11 protein-coding genes are annotated in these 14,896 nt (G+C 75.3%); 3 read left to right on the top strand and 8 right to left on the bottom strand.

Annotated features, from left to right (window positions below; translation table 11 throughout):
- Window positions 1-9: 9 nt before the first annotated feature.
- A complete protein-coding gene (locus QRN56_RS22065) occupies window positions 10-474 on the top strand; it encodes an HtaA domain-containing protein (protein ID WP_285106875.1) in 465 nt (154 codons plus the stop codon).
- A 66-nt stretch (window positions 475-540) separates the two neighbouring features.
- On the opposite strand, the gene QRN56_RS22060 is transcribed toward QRN56_RS22065, so the two are convergent.
- Window positions 541-1,539 (bottom strand): aldo/keto reductase, encoded by a 999-nt coding sequence (locus QRN56_RS22060; protein WP_285106873.1) that lies wholly within the window; start codon window positions 1,537-1,539, stop codon window positions 541-543.
- 52 nt (window positions 1,540-1,591) lie between these two features.
- Here QRN56_RS22060 and QRN56_RS22055 point away from each other — a divergent pair, with 52 nt between their 5' ends.
- Both QRN56_RS22055 and QRN56_RS22050 read left to right on the top strand, forming a co-directional pair.
- The gene (locus tag QRN56_RS22055) at window positions 1,592-1,951 is read left to right on the top strand and encodes a MerR family transcriptional regulator (RefSeq protein WP_285106870.1); all 360 of its coding nucleotides are present in this window, start codon (window positions 1,592-1,594) and stop codon (window positions 1,949-1,951) included.
- Window positions 1,952-2,074: 123 nt separating this feature from the next.
- On the top strand, window positions 2,075-4,744 hold the full coding sequence (locus QRN56_RS22050; protein ID WP_285106868.1) for a serine/threonine-protein kinase: 2,670 nt from the start codon (window positions 2,075-2,077) through the stop codon (window positions 4,742-4,744).
- A 13-nt stretch (window positions 4,745-4,757) separates the two neighbouring features.
- Here the strand turns inward: QRN56_RS22050 and QRN56_RS22045 are convergent, their stop codons facing one another.
- The 7 genes from QRN56_RS22045 to QRN56_RS22015 form a co-directional block, all read right to left on the bottom strand.
- Window positions 4,758-8,180 (bottom strand): error-prone DNA polymerase, encoded by a 3,423-nt coding sequence (locus QRN56_RS22045; protein WP_285106867.1) that lies wholly within the window; start codon window positions 8,178-8,180, stop codon window positions 4,758-4,760.
- A complete protein-coding gene (locus QRN56_RS22040; RefSeq protein WP_285106866.1) occupies window positions 8,173-9,879 on the bottom strand; it encodes a Y-family DNA polymerase in 1,707 nt (568 codons plus the stop codon). Before QRN56_RS22040 ends, QRN56_RS22045 begins: the two co-directional genes overlap by 8 nt.
- Window positions 9,876-10,997 carry a DnaE2-dependent mutagenesis accessory factor ImuA' gene (imuA', locus tag QRN56_RS22035; protein WP_285106864.1) on the bottom strand — a complete coding sequence of 374 codons (1,122 nt, stop codon included), beginning with the start codon at window positions 10,995-10,997 and terminating at the stop codon, window positions 9,876-9,878. Before imuA' ends, QRN56_RS22040 begins: the two co-directional genes overlap by 4 nt.
- 285 nt (window positions 10,998-11,282) lie before the next feature.
- Complete coding sequence (locus QRN56_RS22030) at window positions 11,283-11,759, bottom strand: MaoC family dehydratase (RefSeq protein WP_285106863.1); 477 nt, start codon at window positions 11,757-11,759, stop codon at window positions 11,283-11,285.
- Window positions 11,756-12,505: a 3-oxoacyl-ACP reductase FabG gene (gene fabG, locus QRN56_RS22025; protein WP_285106861.1), complete on the bottom strand. Its 750-nt coding sequence runs from the start codon at window positions 12,503-12,505 to the stop codon at window positions 11,756-11,758. Before fabG ends, QRN56_RS22030 begins: the two co-directional genes overlap by 4 nt.
- A gap of 33 nt (window positions 12,506-12,538) precedes the next feature.
- The gene (locus QRN56_RS22020; RefSeq protein WP_285106859.1) at window positions 12,539-13,657 is read right to left on the bottom strand and encodes a zinc-binding dehydrogenase; all 1,119 of its coding nucleotides are present in this window, start codon (window positions 13,655-13,657) and stop codon (window positions 12,539-12,541) included.
- 11 nt (window positions 13,658-13,668) lie between these two features.
- Window positions 13,669-14,892: an acetyl-CoA C-acetyltransferase gene (locus QRN56_RS22015; RefSeq protein ID WP_285106858.1), complete on the bottom strand. Its 1,224-nt coding sequence runs from the start codon at window positions 14,890-14,892 to the stop codon at window positions 13,669-13,671.
- Window positions 14,893-14,896: the final 4 nt, after the last annotated feature.

Here is a 14,896-nt window from a genome sequence, read left to right as displayed (position 1 = left end):
CGTTCTCGGGTGGCTCATCTGGACTGGGAGATCAAGGCAAGCCTGCTGATGTACGTGATGGGGGCGCCTGGCGGCCGCATCGTGCAGGACGACGCAGTAGGCGGCAGCGGCGCCTCGTTCCACTTCCCGCTCGACCCGGAACGTACTCCTGAGGTGTCCGCGGACTCCTCGTCGTTCGCGTTCACGGGGTCGGTCATCTTCATCGGGCACTTCGGCTCATTCGTCGGCGAGGTCGCCGACATCGAGGTCGTCGCCCCCGCCGACGGCGGTCCCGACTGGACCATGTCCATCCGGGACCGCGAGTCGGACGTGCGCACGGTCGCGTTCCGCCTGGCCGGCGCGCCCGAGCGGTCGGCCGACGGCGCCCGCCTCACCTGGGCGCAGGTCGACCTGACGGAGGACGGCGCGAAGCTCTGGGGCGGCAGCTACCCGGTGGCGACCCCCTTCGAGCCGCTGACGATCGACCTCTCCTGACCCGTTGAGTGCTGGATATTCGCCCTTTTTCGTGTGCCAGAAGGGCGAATGTCCAGCACTCAACGGTCAGGAGGCGGGCGAGGTGACGTCTACCGCCGTCAGGCGGGTTGCCTGGTCCGGGGTGAGCGGCAGGGTCATCGCCGCGAGCGCCGACTCCAGCTGGGCCGGCTTGCTGCCGCCCAGCATCGGGTGGATGCCGCGGGCCGTCAGCCAGGCGAGCACCACCTGGCCGCGGGACGCGTCGAGCTCGGCCGCGACGTCGTCGAGCACGGCCAGCCGCCGGGCGGTGCCCGGGTGGTCGAAGACCTCGGGGATCGGCTTGGCCGGGTTGTCGTACGCGCCGGACAGCAGGGGCGTGTACGCCCAGACGTCCAGGTGCTCGACGGCGGCCAGGTCGACCAGCTCGTCGTCGAGCCAGCCGAACCGGTGGTTCCCCGTGAGCGTGCCCGGGCGCGGCTGGAGGTAGCTGTAGGCGTGCTGCACCACGCTGAACGGTTCCTTGTCCCGCCCGACGGCGTGCCGCCGGGCCCGCTCGACCCGCCACGCGGGGTGGTTCGAGGTGCCGATCCGGGCCACGACGCCGTCGGACACGAGGGCCGCGCAGGCGTCCGCGGTCTCCTCGACCGGGACCGAGCGGTCCTCCATGTGCGCCCAGGCCAGGTCGACGTGGTCGGTGCCGAGGCGGCGCAGGCTGCGGGTGAGCTGTTCGCGGACCGCGGCGGCCGACAGACCGGTGCGGGAGGCGGGCCAGTCGGCGGCGTCGCGCGGCTCGGCCCCGAACTTGGTGGAGAGCAGCACGTGGTCGCGCATGCCGGGGCGCGCGGCGAGCCAGCGGCCGAGCACCTCCTCGCTCTGCCCGCCGTAGCCGGACTCGCTCGCCCAGAAGGAGTAGCAGTCGGCGGTGTCGATCCAGCGGCCGCCGGCGTCGACGAACTGGTCGAGGAGGGCGAACGACGTGGGCTCGTCGACGGCGGTGCCGAACATCATGGCGCCGAGCACCAGGCGTGCGGCGGGTGGGGTGTCGTGAAGGGTGGTGTGCTGGGTGGCGCTCTGGGTCGTGGTCATGAGAGCAGCGAAAACCCTGGAGCGCGCTCCAGGTCAAGGGCAGGATCAGAACATGATCACGTACTCGCCCGCGCAGGCCGCCGAGGTCTCCGGTTTCAGCATCGACACGCTGCGGTACTACGAGCGCGAGGGCATCCTGCGCCCCATCGCACGGACGTCGGGCGGGCACCGCACCTACACGCAGGACGACCTGGGCTGGCTCGACCTGGTGCACTGCCTCCGCGACACCGGCATGCCGATCGCCGACCTCAAGCGCTACGCCGAGCTGTCGCTCGACGAGGCGACCCTGGCCGCGCGCGTCGCGCTGCTGGAGGAGCACGACCGGCGGGTCCAGGAGTCGATCGACGCCCTGCGCAGCCAGCAGGAACGCCTCCGGGAGAAGATCGCCTGGTACCGCACCCAGGGTGTCTAGGTCGAGCACAGCAGTTGCTGCCGGATCGGGGCTGCTCCGGCAGCAACTGCTGTGGTCGACGGGTTCCGGACCCGGCGCGGACTTTCCTCCGATCGGCAGGGGTCCGCTGGTAGGTTTTCCGGCATGACGTCACCAGCACCCGGCGTCGGCGAGGTCGCGCCAGCGGCCGTCGGCCCCGGTCCGGTCCCGTCAACGGAGCCCGAGCCCGCAGCAGGCCCCCCGCCGACCCCGGAGCTCGCGCCGGTCCCCGCGCCGCCGACCGAGGAAACGGCCGAGGAGCCGACCAGGGAGCTCGCGCCCGTACCCGCGCCGCCCGGGGCGGACGACGTGGCCGAGCCCGGAGCGGCCCCGGTCGAGCCTGAGCCGGCCACGGGACCCGAACCGGTCACCGGACGTGAGCCCGTCACGGAGCCTGAGCCGTCCTCGGGACGCGACCTCGAGCCCCCGGCGGAACGTGGGCCCGTCCCCGACCCGCCGGTCGCGGAGGCAGAGGTCGCGGAGGCAGAGATCCCGGAGGCAGAGATCCCGGAGCCGGCCGACGCTCCCGAGACGACCGAGGCTGCCGCTGTCGCGGAGCCGGCCGAGGCCGAAGCCGAGGCCGACACAGAACTCGACGAGGCCGCGTACGCCGCAGAGCCCGAGCCCACGCCGGCGCCCGCGCCCCTGCCGGAGCCGGACGCCGAGCCCACCCCGGAGCTCCCGCCCGCCCCGCTGGCGGAGCCCGCCGCCCCCGCCCCACGCGCCGCCGCGCTGCCGATGCGGCCGGTGCGGCGCATCCCCGCCAGCGGGGAACGCCTGGGCCGGTTCACGCTCGCCGAGGCGCTGGGTCACGGCGGCTTCGCGCACGTGTACCAGGCGCAGGCCGACGACGGCACCGAGGTGGCCCTGAAGGTCCTGACCGGCCTGCACGACGACGCCCGGGAGCGCTTCGCCCAGGAGGCGCACCTGCTGGAACGGCTCGACGGCCGGGGCTTCCCGCGCTTCGTCGAGGCCGGTCTGGACGCGACGCAGCCCTGGTTCGCGATGGAGCTCGTGCCCGGCACCACGCTGCGCGACCGGGTGCGCGAGGACGGGCCGCTGTCCGGCCCTGAGGCGCTGCACCTGGCCCGGCAGATCGTCGACGCGCTGCTCGTGCTGCAGGAGGAGCGCTGCCTGCACCGCGACCTCAAGCCGGCGAACATCATGGTGGACGGCGACCGCGCCGTGCTCATCGACCTGGGCATCGCCAAGGTCTTCGACGCCGCGACCTCCACGCAGCCGGCCGGGACCATGGCCTACATGGCGCCCGAGCTGTTCGGACGCCGGGTGCACCCGCGGTCCGACGTGTACAGCCTGGGCCTGCTCCTGGTGTACGCGAGCACGGGCGCGCTGCCGCTGGACCTGAACTTCCTGGGCCGGGACCTGACGCCCGCCGACCTCGTGGAGGAGGAGCCCGCCGGCGTCGTGCCGGACGACGATCCCCTGCCCGAGCGCCCGGCCATCGACCGGCACCTGCAGTCCCTGGTCCTGGCCATGACGCGGTACCAGCCGAACCACCGGCCGCCGCTGGAGAACATCGCGAGCGTGGTGCGCGCCCGGATCGCGAGCGCGACGCCCGACCCGACGCTCCTGCTCACCTCGCAGCTCGTCAGCGACGGCGTGACGGCCGCCGAGGTCGCCACGCTGCCCTCGACGGACATCCTGCCCGGCCGGGGCAGCACCCGGGTGCTCCAGCGTGAGCTCGACCGGTCGGACGAGATCACGCCCACCCGCGTCCCGGAACCCTGGCACGCCCTCGTCTACGACCGGGCGCTGATGAGCGTGCTGACCGAGGTGCACGCGGACGGTTTCGACGGCGCCGCCGAGCAGGTCGTGGCCGACCACGTCGCGGAGATCGGCGCGGAGGTCGCCGGCGGCCGCACCCCGGCCGAGATCAAGGACTGGATCTGGCTTGCGATGCGCTGGCGGGTCGCCACTCCCCCGGAGGGGCACGCCGACACGCTCCGCGGCTGGCGCGCGTTCCGCAGTCCCGAGCCCGCGCCGGCGAGCAAGCGCGCCCCCGTCACCAGCCGGCCGCGGTCCGTGACCCCGGTCGGGTCGTCCGCGGGGTCCACCGCCGCGACGCCGCCGTCGGCCGCCGCGACCCAGGTGGTGCGCAGCCAGGTTCCGCCGCCGCAGTCGTACCAGCCGCGCAAGAGCCCGGTCAAGCACCTCGGCCCCGCCCCGCAGCAGGCCGCGCCCAGCCCGTCCCTGCGCGCCACCCGGCCGATGCCGGCCGTGCAGCCGGGCGGCAGACCGCCCGTCGCGCAACCGACGAGGCAGCAGGGCGCACCGCCGACCGCTCAGCCGGCCCGGCAGCCCGTACGGCCGCCCGCCGCCGCACAGCGGACCGCCGTGCGACCGCAGAGCATGCCGCCGGGCGGGCAGCAGGCCGTGCCGCCCGGCAGGCAGCAGGTGCAGCCGGGCGGGCAGCAGGGTGCGCGGCCGGGCAAGCAGCCGCGGACGCCGGCACCCGCCCCCGTCGCGCCGCGGCGGAGGCCGTGGCCGGTCCGGCTGCTCGGCGCCCTGCTGCGCTGGGTCCCCCGGCTGCTGCTCCTGAGCGCCGTGTACGTGCTGGTCACCCAGGACGCGCAGGGCGGCGACCCGTTCCTCGCCGCCCCCGCCCTGGCGGTCGCCGCGTTCGGCCTGGCCGTGCTGCTGCGCATCACCGGGCACCGCATGAAGATCTGGTTCTACGTGATCTCCGCCGTGCTGGTCGGCGCGGGTTCGGCGGCGCTGTGGGCCACCAGCACGGGCCAGCTGTACCTGGGCTGACGCCGCCGGGCGCCTACCGGAAGTCCCGCGACCGCCCCGGGACCGCCAGCGTCAGCGGGGCGAGGTGTTCCGCCAGGAGGTTGACGGCGCCGTCGGCGGCCTCGATCCGCCCCCGGATCACCATGGCCTGCGCCGACCGCGCGACCCGGCGGAACCGCTGCCACAGCCCGACGGTGCAGATCACGTTCAGCAGCCCTGTCTCGTCCTCCAGGGACAGGAACGTCACGCCCCCGGCCGTGCCCGGCCGCTGCCGGTGCGTCACCACCCCGCCGACGGCGACCCGGCGTCCCGGCTCGGTCACCATCGCCTGGGCCACGGTGAGCACGCCGGCCGCCTCCAGTCCCGGCCGGACGTGCTGCGTCGGGTACGAGTCGGGCGTGACGCCGGTCGCCCACGCGTCGGCCTGCGACAGCTCGACCTCGCTCATCCCCGGCAGCATCGGGGCGTCGACGCCGACGCTGACGCCGGGCAGCGTCGTCGGCCCCTCCTGGCCCAGGGCTCCCGCGGCCCACAGCCCCGCTCGGCGCTCGACGCCGAACGGCTCCAGCGCGCCGCCGGTCGCGAGCGCCTCGAGCTGCACCGTCGACAGCTCGACCCGCCGCACCAGGTCCCGCAGCGACGCGAACCCCGCAAGGCCGGCGGCGTCCCGCGCCGCGACGATCTCCTCCGCCTTGTCCTTGCCGATGCCGCGCACGGACTCCAGTCCCATGCGGACCACGAGCTCTCCGTCGGCCCGCTCGACCGACGAGAGCACGCGCGACGCGGCGACCGAGGGCCGCAGCACGCGCACCCCGTGCCGGCGCGCGTCGGCGACGAGGGACTGCGGGGAGTAGAACCCCATGGGCTGGGCCGCGAGCAGCCCCGCGTAGAACGCGGCCGGGTGGTACACCTTGAGCCACGAGCTCGCGTAGACCAGGTACGCGAAGGAGTAGGCGTGCGACTCGGGGAAGCCGAAGTCGGCGAACGCCTTGAGCTTCTCGAAGATCTCCTCCTGCACGTCCGGGGGCACGTCGTTGGCCGTCATCCCGGCGAAGAGCCGTTCGCGCAGCGCCTCCATGCGCTCGACCGACCGTTTGGACCCCATGGCCCGCCGCAGCTGGTCGGCCTCCTTGCCCGAGAACCCGGCGACGTCGATCGCCATCTGCATGAGCTGCTCCTGGAACAGCGGCACGCCCAGGGTGCGGCTCAGGGACTTCTCCAGCAGCGGGTGCGGGTACGACACGGGCTCCCGTCCGCGCGCCCGCTCGATGTACGGGTGCACGGACCCGCCCTGGATGGGGCCGGGCCGGATGAGCGCGACCTCCACGACGATGTCGTAGAACGTGCGCGGCCGCAGGCGTGGCAGCGTCGCCATCTGGGCGCGCGACTCGACCTGGAACACGCCCACGGTGTCGGCCGCGCACAGCAGGTCGTAGACGGCGGGGTCGTCCTGCGGCAGGCCGTGCAGCGTGGGCCGCTCCCCGGTGTGCTCCTCGATGAACTCGAACGCGTACCGGATGGCGGTCAGCATGCCCAGGCCCAGCAGGTCGAACTTCACCAGCTTGGCGTCGGCGCAGTCCTCCTTGTCCCACTGGAGCACGGTGCGCCCCTCCATGCGGGCCCACTCGACGGGTACCACCTCGATCACAGGACGGTCGCACATGACCATGCCGCCGGAGTGGATGCCCAGGTGGCGCGGCAGGCGGAGCATCCGGTCGGCCAGGTCGAGCACGTCGTCGGGGATCTCCCCCTCCTGCGCCGCCGACGGCGGGGTGCGGAACGGCACCACGTCGTGGCTGTCGTCGGCGCGCTCCCGGGGCTCGCCCGGGGCGCGCGCCTCCTGCGCCAGCACGTCGACGAAGGCACCACCCTCGCCCGGTCCCCACAGCGCCGTCATGCGGGCGTCCTTGGCGGCGGTCCGGTTCTGCGGGGCGGGTCCGGCGCCCGGGGCGCCGTCCGGCGGCGGCCCCGAGGTGCCCGACGGCGAAGTGGTCGCCCTCGGCTTGAGCGTGCCCCAGCGTTCGATGCTCTTGGACCACGCGTCCTGCTGGCCGACGTCGTACCCGAGCGCGCGGGCGGCGTCGCGCACCGCGGACCGCGGCCGGTAGGAGATGACGTTGGCGACCTGCGCCGCGTGCGTACGCCCGAACCGCTCGTAGACGTACTGGATCACCTCCTCGCGGCGCACCGACTCAATGTCGATGTCGATGTCCGGCGGGCCGTCCCGCTCCGGTGCGAGGAAGCGCTCGAACAGCAGCTCGTGCCGGACGGCGTCCACGGCGGTGATCCCCAGCGCGTAGCAGACGGCGGAGTTGGCCGCGCTGCCCCGGCCCTGCGCGAGGATGCCGTGGGTGCGGCAGAACTCCACGAGGTCGTAGACCACCAGGAAGTACCCGGGGAAGCCCAGGTCGGTGATGACCCTCAGCTCGTGGTCGATCTGCGCCCACGCCTTCGGGTTGTCCTCCCGCGGTCCGTAGCGGGCGGTCGCGCCGCGGTGGGTGAGCTCGCGCAGCCAGGAGGCCTCGTCGTGCCCCTCCCCGACGGGGTACGGCGGCAGGTTCGGCGCGATGAGCTCCAGGTCGAACGCGCACTCGGCGCCCAGCGCGGCCGCCGTCGCCACGGCCTGCGGGTGCAGCCGGTGCAGGCGGGCCATCTCCGCACCGCTGCGCAGGTGGGCGGTGGGCGCGCCGGGCAGCCAGCCGTCCAGGTCGTCCAGGCTGGACCGGGCGCGGACGGCGGCCAGGGCGCCCGCCAGGTCGGCGTCCCGGGGGCGGGCGTAGTGCGCGGCGGTGGTGGCGACGAGCGGCAGGCCCGCCTCCTGTGCGAGAAGGGCGAGCGCGGCGTGCAGGTCGGCGTCGCGGGGGTCGCCGGTCGCGGTGATCTCGACGACCACGTTGTCCCGCCCGAACACATCGACCAGGCGCGCCAGCTCCCGCCGCCCACCCGCCAACCGATCACTCCGGTTCCCCGACGGGACCATCAGGGCCTGGCGGACCGGACCCTTGCGGCAGCCCGTCAGGATCAGCCACTCGCCCGACGCCGCCTCGCCCAGCCCCTCCAGCGTGTAGTTCGCGGCACCCTTGACGCCCGCGTCGAGGTGCGCGGTGCCGATCGCGCTCGACAGGTTGCGGTACCCCTGCGGCCCGCGCGCCAGCACGAGCAGGTGCGTCGCGCGCGGATCGGGGATCCCCGTGGGCGGGTCGAGCACGGGTGCGCCGCCCGCGCCGGCCGGGGCCGGCAGGTGCAGCTCCGCCCCGAACGCGGTGGGGAGCTGGACCTTCTTCGCGGCCTCCGAGAACCGCACCACCCCGTACAGCCCGTCGTGGTCGGTGACCGCGAGCGCCTTGAGCCCGAGCCGAGCCCCCTCGGCGGCGAGCTCCTCGGGGTGGGAGGCGCCGTCGAGAAAGCTGAACGCGGAGTGCGCGTGCAGCTCGGCGTACGGCACGGGCTCAGTCATAGAGGGCCTCCAGGGACCAGGCCCCCGCCGCCGACGACAGCAGCAGGCCGAGCGTGAGCTCCCCCGGCCGTCCGGCGGGGCCGTCGACCACCACCTGGAGGAACACGCGGCGCTTGCCCCGGGACGTCCACCACCGTTCGGCGACCGGCCAGGGTCCGGCCCAGTCGACGACGGCGGCGTCGAGACCGGCCCACGCGCCGTCGTCGTCCGCGCCGCCGGACGCACCGCCGTCCGCACCGTCCGAGCCGCCGCCCGCCGCCTCCTCCGGCACCACCACGCGGGCCGGTTCGCCGCTGACCGCCAGCCGCACGCCGACGACGACGGGCCGCCCGTCGGCGTCGAGCACGTGCGCGGGCACGGGCTCGGGCAGCACGACCGACGGCGCCGGGGGCGGGAGGGCGCCGGGCCAGGGCCGGTCGGGGTCGCGCTCGGGCGGGACCTGCTCGCCGTAGGGCACGAGCTGCACGCGGTCGCGGGGGTCGCGCCCACCCTGGAGCCGCACGGTGAGCACGGCGTCGCCGCCGAGCAGGGCCTGCACACGCTCGACGGCGCGGCGGGCGCGCAGGTCCTCGCCCGCACCAGGCCCCCAGAGGCGCGGCTGCAGGGCCCCGGCGGGGGCGACCTCCTCGGCGGCCAGGCTCAGGCCCGCGATCGGGGCGGGCTGCTCGCCCTGCCCGAGGGACGACGCCGTGAGCCAGCCCTCGAGCTGCCAGCGCACGCGGTCGGTGATCCGGGCGGCCGACAGCCCGCCGAGGGTGTCGTCGGTGCGCCACAGCCGCTCCAGGGTGCGGGCCTCGCCCGTGACCGGGTCGACGGCGCGCGCCGTGATCCGCAGCCGGCCGCACGCCAGGCCGCGCCGGTGCAGGTCGTCGTGCAGTCGCTCGGCCAGGCGGCGGGCGGCGAAGGTCGCGACGTCGACCCGGTGCGCCGGCGGGTCCAGCTCCTCGGTGACGGTCAGGTCCTCGACGAGCCGGCGCCGGGCGGGCGGGCGCACGTCCTGCCCGCGGGCGAGGCGCTGCGCCCAGACGCCGAGGTCGCCGAACCGGGCGGCAACGGCGGCGTCGGGCAGGGCGGCCAGGTCCGCGAGCGTGCGCACGCCGAGGCGGCGCCACAGGTCGACCAGCTCGGTCAGCGCCCGGTCGGCGGGCCGGGCGTGCACGAGCACCGCGGCGGGACGGGGCGCGAGGTAGTCCCGGGAGTCCCCCGGCGGCACGACGGCGTCGTCCCGCGCGGCCAGGACGGCGGCCAGGAAACCGTCCGCAACCCCGACCTGGCACTCGTGGCCGGTGCGGACGGCGACCTGCTCGGTCAGCTCGCGCGCCAGGTCGTGCTCGGAGCCGTGGTAGCGGGCCGCGCCGCCCGACGGCAGCAGGAGCAGTCCCGGGCGGGCGATCTCCAGCCCGGAGACCACGGTCTCGGCGGCCACGGCGACGGGTTCGAACTCGCGGGCGTCGCGGGCGTCGTCGGCGGTCCAGAGCTGCAGGTCGGGGCAGCGCCCCTGGGCCTCGCGACGGCGCATGCCGCGGCGCACCCCGGCGCTGCGCGCGGGGGCGGACACCGCGACGATCCGCCCGCCGGGACCGCCCGTGACGGCGGCGGGCACCTCGGGGCCCAGGCCGGCGACGACCAGGGCGGCGACGACCGGCCAGTCGGGCACCCAGAGGCAGGCGGTGCGGGTCGCGGCCCCGGACGCCGTCATCCCACCAGCTCCAGCGGCGGCCGGCTCTCGACGGCCTCGTCCGGCGCCTCGGCGTCCCCGGCGACCATCCCGACGACGTCCGGCATCTCGGCACCGGCGGGCATCTCGGCACCGCCCGGATTCTCGATACCGTCGCGCACCCCGGCCAGGCCGCCCGGGCCCGTCCGGCACACCGGCACCTCCACGTCCAGGTGCACCGGACGCGCCGCGCTCCCCCGCCCGGTGCGCCGCACCCGCAGGGTCCGACGTCGCAGCCAGCCCACCCCGCCGTCGACCCCCGACCAGGCTCCTCCCGTGGCCTCGAGCACCACGTGGGCGCCCGCCCAGTCCCCCGCGTCCCGTTGAGTGCTGGACATTCGCCCCGTCGAGGGCCGTTGGAGGGGCGAATATCCAGCACTCAACGGGGCGGTGGGGACCAGCACGGTTCCTCGTTCCCGGGCGCGGGCCGACAGCCGGCGGCGGTCCTGGTCCAGCAGCGCCACCTCCGGCCCGACCACCACCACGTCCATGCCGTCGATCAGCGCGGCGAGCACGGCGGGCGCGTCCACCCCCGACCCGGCCGGCAGCGGGACCACCAGGGTGCGGGTCAGGTCGCACCCGGCGTCGGCCGCGGCGGCCATCCCGGCGGCCGGGTACCCGACCAGCACCGTCCAGGCCCCGTCGCGGGACGCCTCGGCGAGCAGCGTGAGCAGCAGCGACGTCGAGCCCCGGACCGCGACGGTGGTCCCGGCCCGCAGGCCGCCGTCGGGCAGGAGGGTCGCGAGGTGCGGGTGCACGGGCAGCACGCGCGCGCCCTCACCCGGTCCGGCGGCTCCGCTCACCCGGCTGCCCGACGACGGCGCGGGGCTCGCCGCGGACCGGTCGCCCACCGCGGACGCGGGCTCGGTCGAGAGCCCGCCCCGCAGCGCCCGGACCTGCACCCGCCGCGGCTCGCCGGGCTGCTCGGCGCGGACGGTCTGGACGGCGGTCCGCGCGGCCGTGGCCTGCTTGCGCACGCCGGTGCGCGCCTCGGCGTGCCGCAGCGCCGCGAGCGCCTGCGCGTGCTTCGTGACGGTGTCGGCGGTGCCGGCTTGCCTGGCGTCGGTCCCGGCCTTCGAGGAGATGGTTACGACGGTCATGTCCCTCCAGCGATGGTGCCTGCCGGCGAGAGACCGGTGGTGGAGCACTTGCGAACACATGTTCGATAGAACACCAGTACATCGCTCCGCGGCGCACCTGTCAAACCATCTGTTCGCAACACTGCGGCGGGCTCGACAGGTCGGGCTGTGCCGAACAGTTCGGTCAAGAGCATCTGACCGGAACGACACGAGGTACCGATCCCGAACCGGGATCGGTACCTCGTGTCGTTCCGCAACAGATGTCGTGTCGCAACAGCCCAGCGCTCGGCCGGGCCGCAGGAGCCCTCAGGTCTCCAGCACGTAGAGCGACAGGGTGTGCGCGACCAGGGCCGGCTTCTCGGCCCCCTCGATCTCGACGGTGACCTTCGAGGCGAGCCGCACGCCGGCCGCCGCCGGCTCGGCCGAGAGGATCTCGGTGACGGCCCGCACCCGCGCGCCCGAGGGCACCGGGCTGAGGAACCGCAGCCGGTCCATGCCGTAGTTCATCACCATGGCGACGCCGCCCACCTCGACGAGCGAGGACGCCAGGTGCGGCAGCAGCGACAGGGTGAGGTAGCCGTGCGCGATCGTGGAGCCGAACGGCCCGGCGGCCGCCCGCTCGGCGTCGAGGTGGATCCACTGGTGGTCCTCGGTCGCGTCGGCGAAGGCGGCGATCCGCTCCTGCGTGACCTCGAACCACTCGCCCGTGGCGGTCCGGCCCACGGCGTCGGCGAGGTCGGCCGGTGAGTCGACGGCGATGACGCCGTCCACGCCGGTGCTCATGCCTTGGGCCCACCCGCCACGTACAGCACCTGGCCCGAGACGAACCCCGACTGCTCGGCGCAGAAGAACGACACGGCGTTCGCGATGTCCTCGGGCTGGCCCACGCGGCCCACGGGGACGTCCTTGGCGGCCACGCTCAGGTAGTCGGACAGGGACACCCCGATGCGCTCGGCAGTCTCCCGGATCATGTCGGTCTCGATCACGCCCGGCGCCACGGCGTTCGCCGTGACGCCGAACTTGCCGAGCTCGATCGCCAGGGTCTTGGTGAAGCCCTGCATGCCCGCCTTGGCCGCCGAGTAGTTGGCCTGGCCGCGGTTGCCGAGCGCCGACGTCGAGGACAGGTTCACGATGCGGCCGTACTTCGCCTCCACCATGTGCGCCTGCACGGCCCGCGTCATCAGGAACGCGCCCCGCAGGTGCACGCCCAGCACCGCGTCCCAGTCGCCCACCGACATCTTGAACAGCAGGTTGTCGCGCAGGATCCCGGCGTTGTTCACCAGCACGGTGGGCGCGCCCAGCTCGGCGGTGACACGGGCGACGGCGGCGGCGACCGAGTCCTCGTCGGCGACGTCGACGCCGACGGCGAGCGCGCGCCCGCCGTCCGCCACGATGGCCTCCGCGGTGGTCTTCGCCTGGTCCTCCAGGAGGTCCAGGACGGCGACGGCGAAGCCGTCCTGCGCGAGCCGGCGGGCCGTCGCGGCGCCGATGCCGCGGGCCGCTCCGGTGACGATGGCTGTACGAGTCATCAGGGTTTCCTCTCGTTGCGTGAACTTCTCAGGTCAGAACATCACGAGCTGCCGCAGCGCCGCGCCGGAGGCGAGGCGGTCCAGCGCGGCGGGCAGGTCGTCCAGGGTGATGCGGTCGGACACCAGGCGCTCCAGGGGCAGCCGCCCGGCGCGCCACAGCTCGACGTAGCGCGGAATGTCGCGGCTCGGCACGGCCGAGCCGAGGTAGGAGCCCACCACGGTGCGGGCCTCGGCGGTGAGGCTGAGCGGCGAGATGCTCGCCCGCGCGTCGGGATGGGGCAGCCCCACCGTGACGGTGGTGCCGCCCGGGGCCGTGACGGCGTAGGCCGTCTCGAACGCGCGGGCCGAGCCCGCCGCCTCGATCACCACGGGAGCGCGCAGCCCCTGGTCGGCGGCCTCCTGCGGCCCGACCGCGAGGGTCGCGCCCAGCTCGCGCGCCAGGTCGAGCTTGGCAGGCACGGCGTCGACGCCCACGACCTCGTGCCCGAGCGCCACGGCCACCAGGAGCGCCGCCATGCCCACACCCCCGAGCCCCACGACGGCCACCCGGTCGCCCGGGGCGGGGCGGCCCGCGTTGACGACGGCGCCGCCGCCGGTCAGCACCGCGCAGCCGAGCAGGGCCGCGATGTCGGGCGGGACGTCGTGGTCCACGGGCACCACGGAGGTCTCGGAGACCACGGCGTGGCTCGCGAACGCGCTCACGCCGAGGTGGTGGTGCACCTCCTGGGCCTCGCCGGACCCGGCCGGGACAGCCCGGCGCAGCCGGCGCCCGCCGCCCACGAGCGTCCCGGCCGCGTTGGCCGCCGACCCCACCGCGCAGGGCAGCCGTCCGTCGGTGGCGCACTGCGCGCACTGCCCGCAGCGCGGCAGGAACGTCATGACCACCCGCTGCCCGACGGCGAGGCGCGCGCCGGGGCCGGTCGCCTCCACGACGCCGGCGGCCTCGTGGCCGAGCAGCATCGGCACCGGCCGAGCCCGGTTGCCGTCCACGACCGACAGGTCGGAGTGGCACAGCCCCGCGGCCTCGATGCGCACCAGCACCTCGCCGTCACCCGGCGGGTCGAGCTCCAGCGGCCCGACCGTGACCGGCCTGGACTCCGCATAGGGCGCGGGCGCGCCGCAGCGCTCCAGCACCGCACCGGTGATCCGCACGCCTGCTCCCTTCAGAGCTTCTCCAGCACCATCGCCATGCCCTGCCCGCCGCCCACGCACATCGTCTCCAGACCGTACTGGCCGCCGGTGTCCGCGAGCGCGTTGATCAGGGTGGAGGTGATGCGCGCCCCGGTCATCCCGAACGGGTGGCCCACGGCGATGGCGCCGCCGTTGACGTTCAGCCGCTCCTCGTCCACGCCGAGCTCGCGCGCCGACGGGACCACCTGCGCGGCGAACGCCTCGTTGATCTCCACGAGGTCCATGTCGTCGACCGTGAGCCCCGCGCGGCGCAGCGCCTGCCGGCTGGCGTCGACGGGGCCGAGCCCCATGATCTCCGGGGACAGCCCGCTGACCCCGGTGGACACGATGCGGGCCAGCGGCGTCAGGCCGAGCTCGTCGACGACCCGGCCGGAGACGACGACGACCGCGGCGGCGCCGTCGTTCAGCGGGCAGGCGTTGCCCGCGGTGACGCTGCCGTCGGGGCGGAACACCGGCTCCAGCGTCGCGAGCTTCTCCACGGTGGTGCCCGGCCGCGGGCCGTCGTCGGCGGACACGACCGTGCCGTCGGGCAGGGTGACGGGCGTGATGTCCCGGGCCCAGAAGCCGGCCGCGACGGCGGCCTGCGCACGCTGCTGGCTGCGGGCGGCGAACTCGTCCTGCTCGGCGCGCGTGATGCCGCGCAGGGCGGCGACGTTCTCCGCCGTCTGCCCCATCGAGATGTACGCGTCGGGCAGCACGCCCTCCAGCCGCGGGTCGGTCCACAGGCCGGTGCCGGCCCCGGCGCGCTTCTCGGTGCGGGCCAGGGCGTCTGCGAAGACGGGGTTGTGCAGGTCCACGCCCGGGATGTAGTCGCTCGACCCGGTCGCGAACGAGCTGACGGACTCCACGCCCGCGGAGACGAAGACGTCGCCCTCACCCGCCTTGATCGCGTGGAACGCCATGCGCGTGGTCTGCAGGCTGGAGCTGCAGTAGCGCGTGACGGTCGCGCCGGGCACGGTGTCCCAGCCGCACAGCACCGCGACGATGCGCGCCAGGTTCATGCCCTGCTTGCCGCCCGGCAGGCCGCAGCCCAGCAGCAGGTCGTCGATCCGCGCCGGGTCCAGCCCCGGCACCTGCCCGACGGCGGCGCGCACCATCTCGGCGGCGAGGTCGTCGGGGCGCACGTCCTTCAGCGACCCCTTGTGCGCGCGCCCGATGGGCGAGCGCGCGGTGGCCACGATGTAGGCCTCGGTCATGTGC

Origin of the sequence: Promicromonospora sp. MEB111 (assembly GCF_030209445.1) — a bacterium.
GTDB lineage: Bacteria > Actinomycetota > Actinomycetes > Actinomycetales > Cellulomonadaceae > Promicromonospora.
This window is presented reverse-complemented; position numbering and strand designations above follow the sequence as displayed.

Bases quoted from the DNA above. Each gene is read 5' to 3' on its own strand.
- QRN56_RS22060 (WP_285106873.1), bottom strand. From the start codon at position 1,539: ATGACCACGACCCAGAGCGCCACCCAGCACACCACCCTTCACGACACC.
- QRN56_RS22055 (WP_285106870.1), top strand. From the start codon at position 1,592: ATGATCACGTACTCGCCCGCGCAGGCCGCCGAGGTCTCCGGTTTCAGC.
- QRN56_RS22050 (WP_285106868.1), top strand. From the start codon at position 2,075: ATGACGTCACCAGCACCCGGCGTCGGCGAGGTCGCGCCAGCGGCCGTC.
- QRN56_RS22045 (WP_285106867.1), bottom strand. From the start codon at position 8,180: ATGACTGAGCCCGTGCCGTACGCCGAGCTGCACGCGCACTCCGCGTTC.
- QRN56_RS22040 (WP_285106866.1), bottom strand. From the start codon at position 9,879: ATGACGGCGTCCGGGGCCGCGACCCGCACCGCCTGCCTCTGGGTGCCC.
- imuA' (WP_285106864.1), bottom strand. From the start codon at position 10,997: ATGACCGTCGTAACCATCTCCTCGAAGGCCGGGACCGACGCCAGGCAA.
- QRN56_RS22030 (WP_285106863.1), bottom strand. From the start codon at position 11,759: ATGAGCACCGGCGTGGACGGCGTCATCGCCGTCGACTCACCGGCCGAC.
- fabG (WP_285106861.1), bottom strand. From the start codon at position 12,505: ATGACTCGTACAGCCATCGTCACCGGAGCGGCCCGCGGCATCGGCGCC.
- QRN56_RS22015 (WP_285106858.1), bottom strand. From the start codon at position 14,892: ATGACCGAGGCCTACATCGTGGCCACCGCGCGCTCGCCCATCGGGCGC.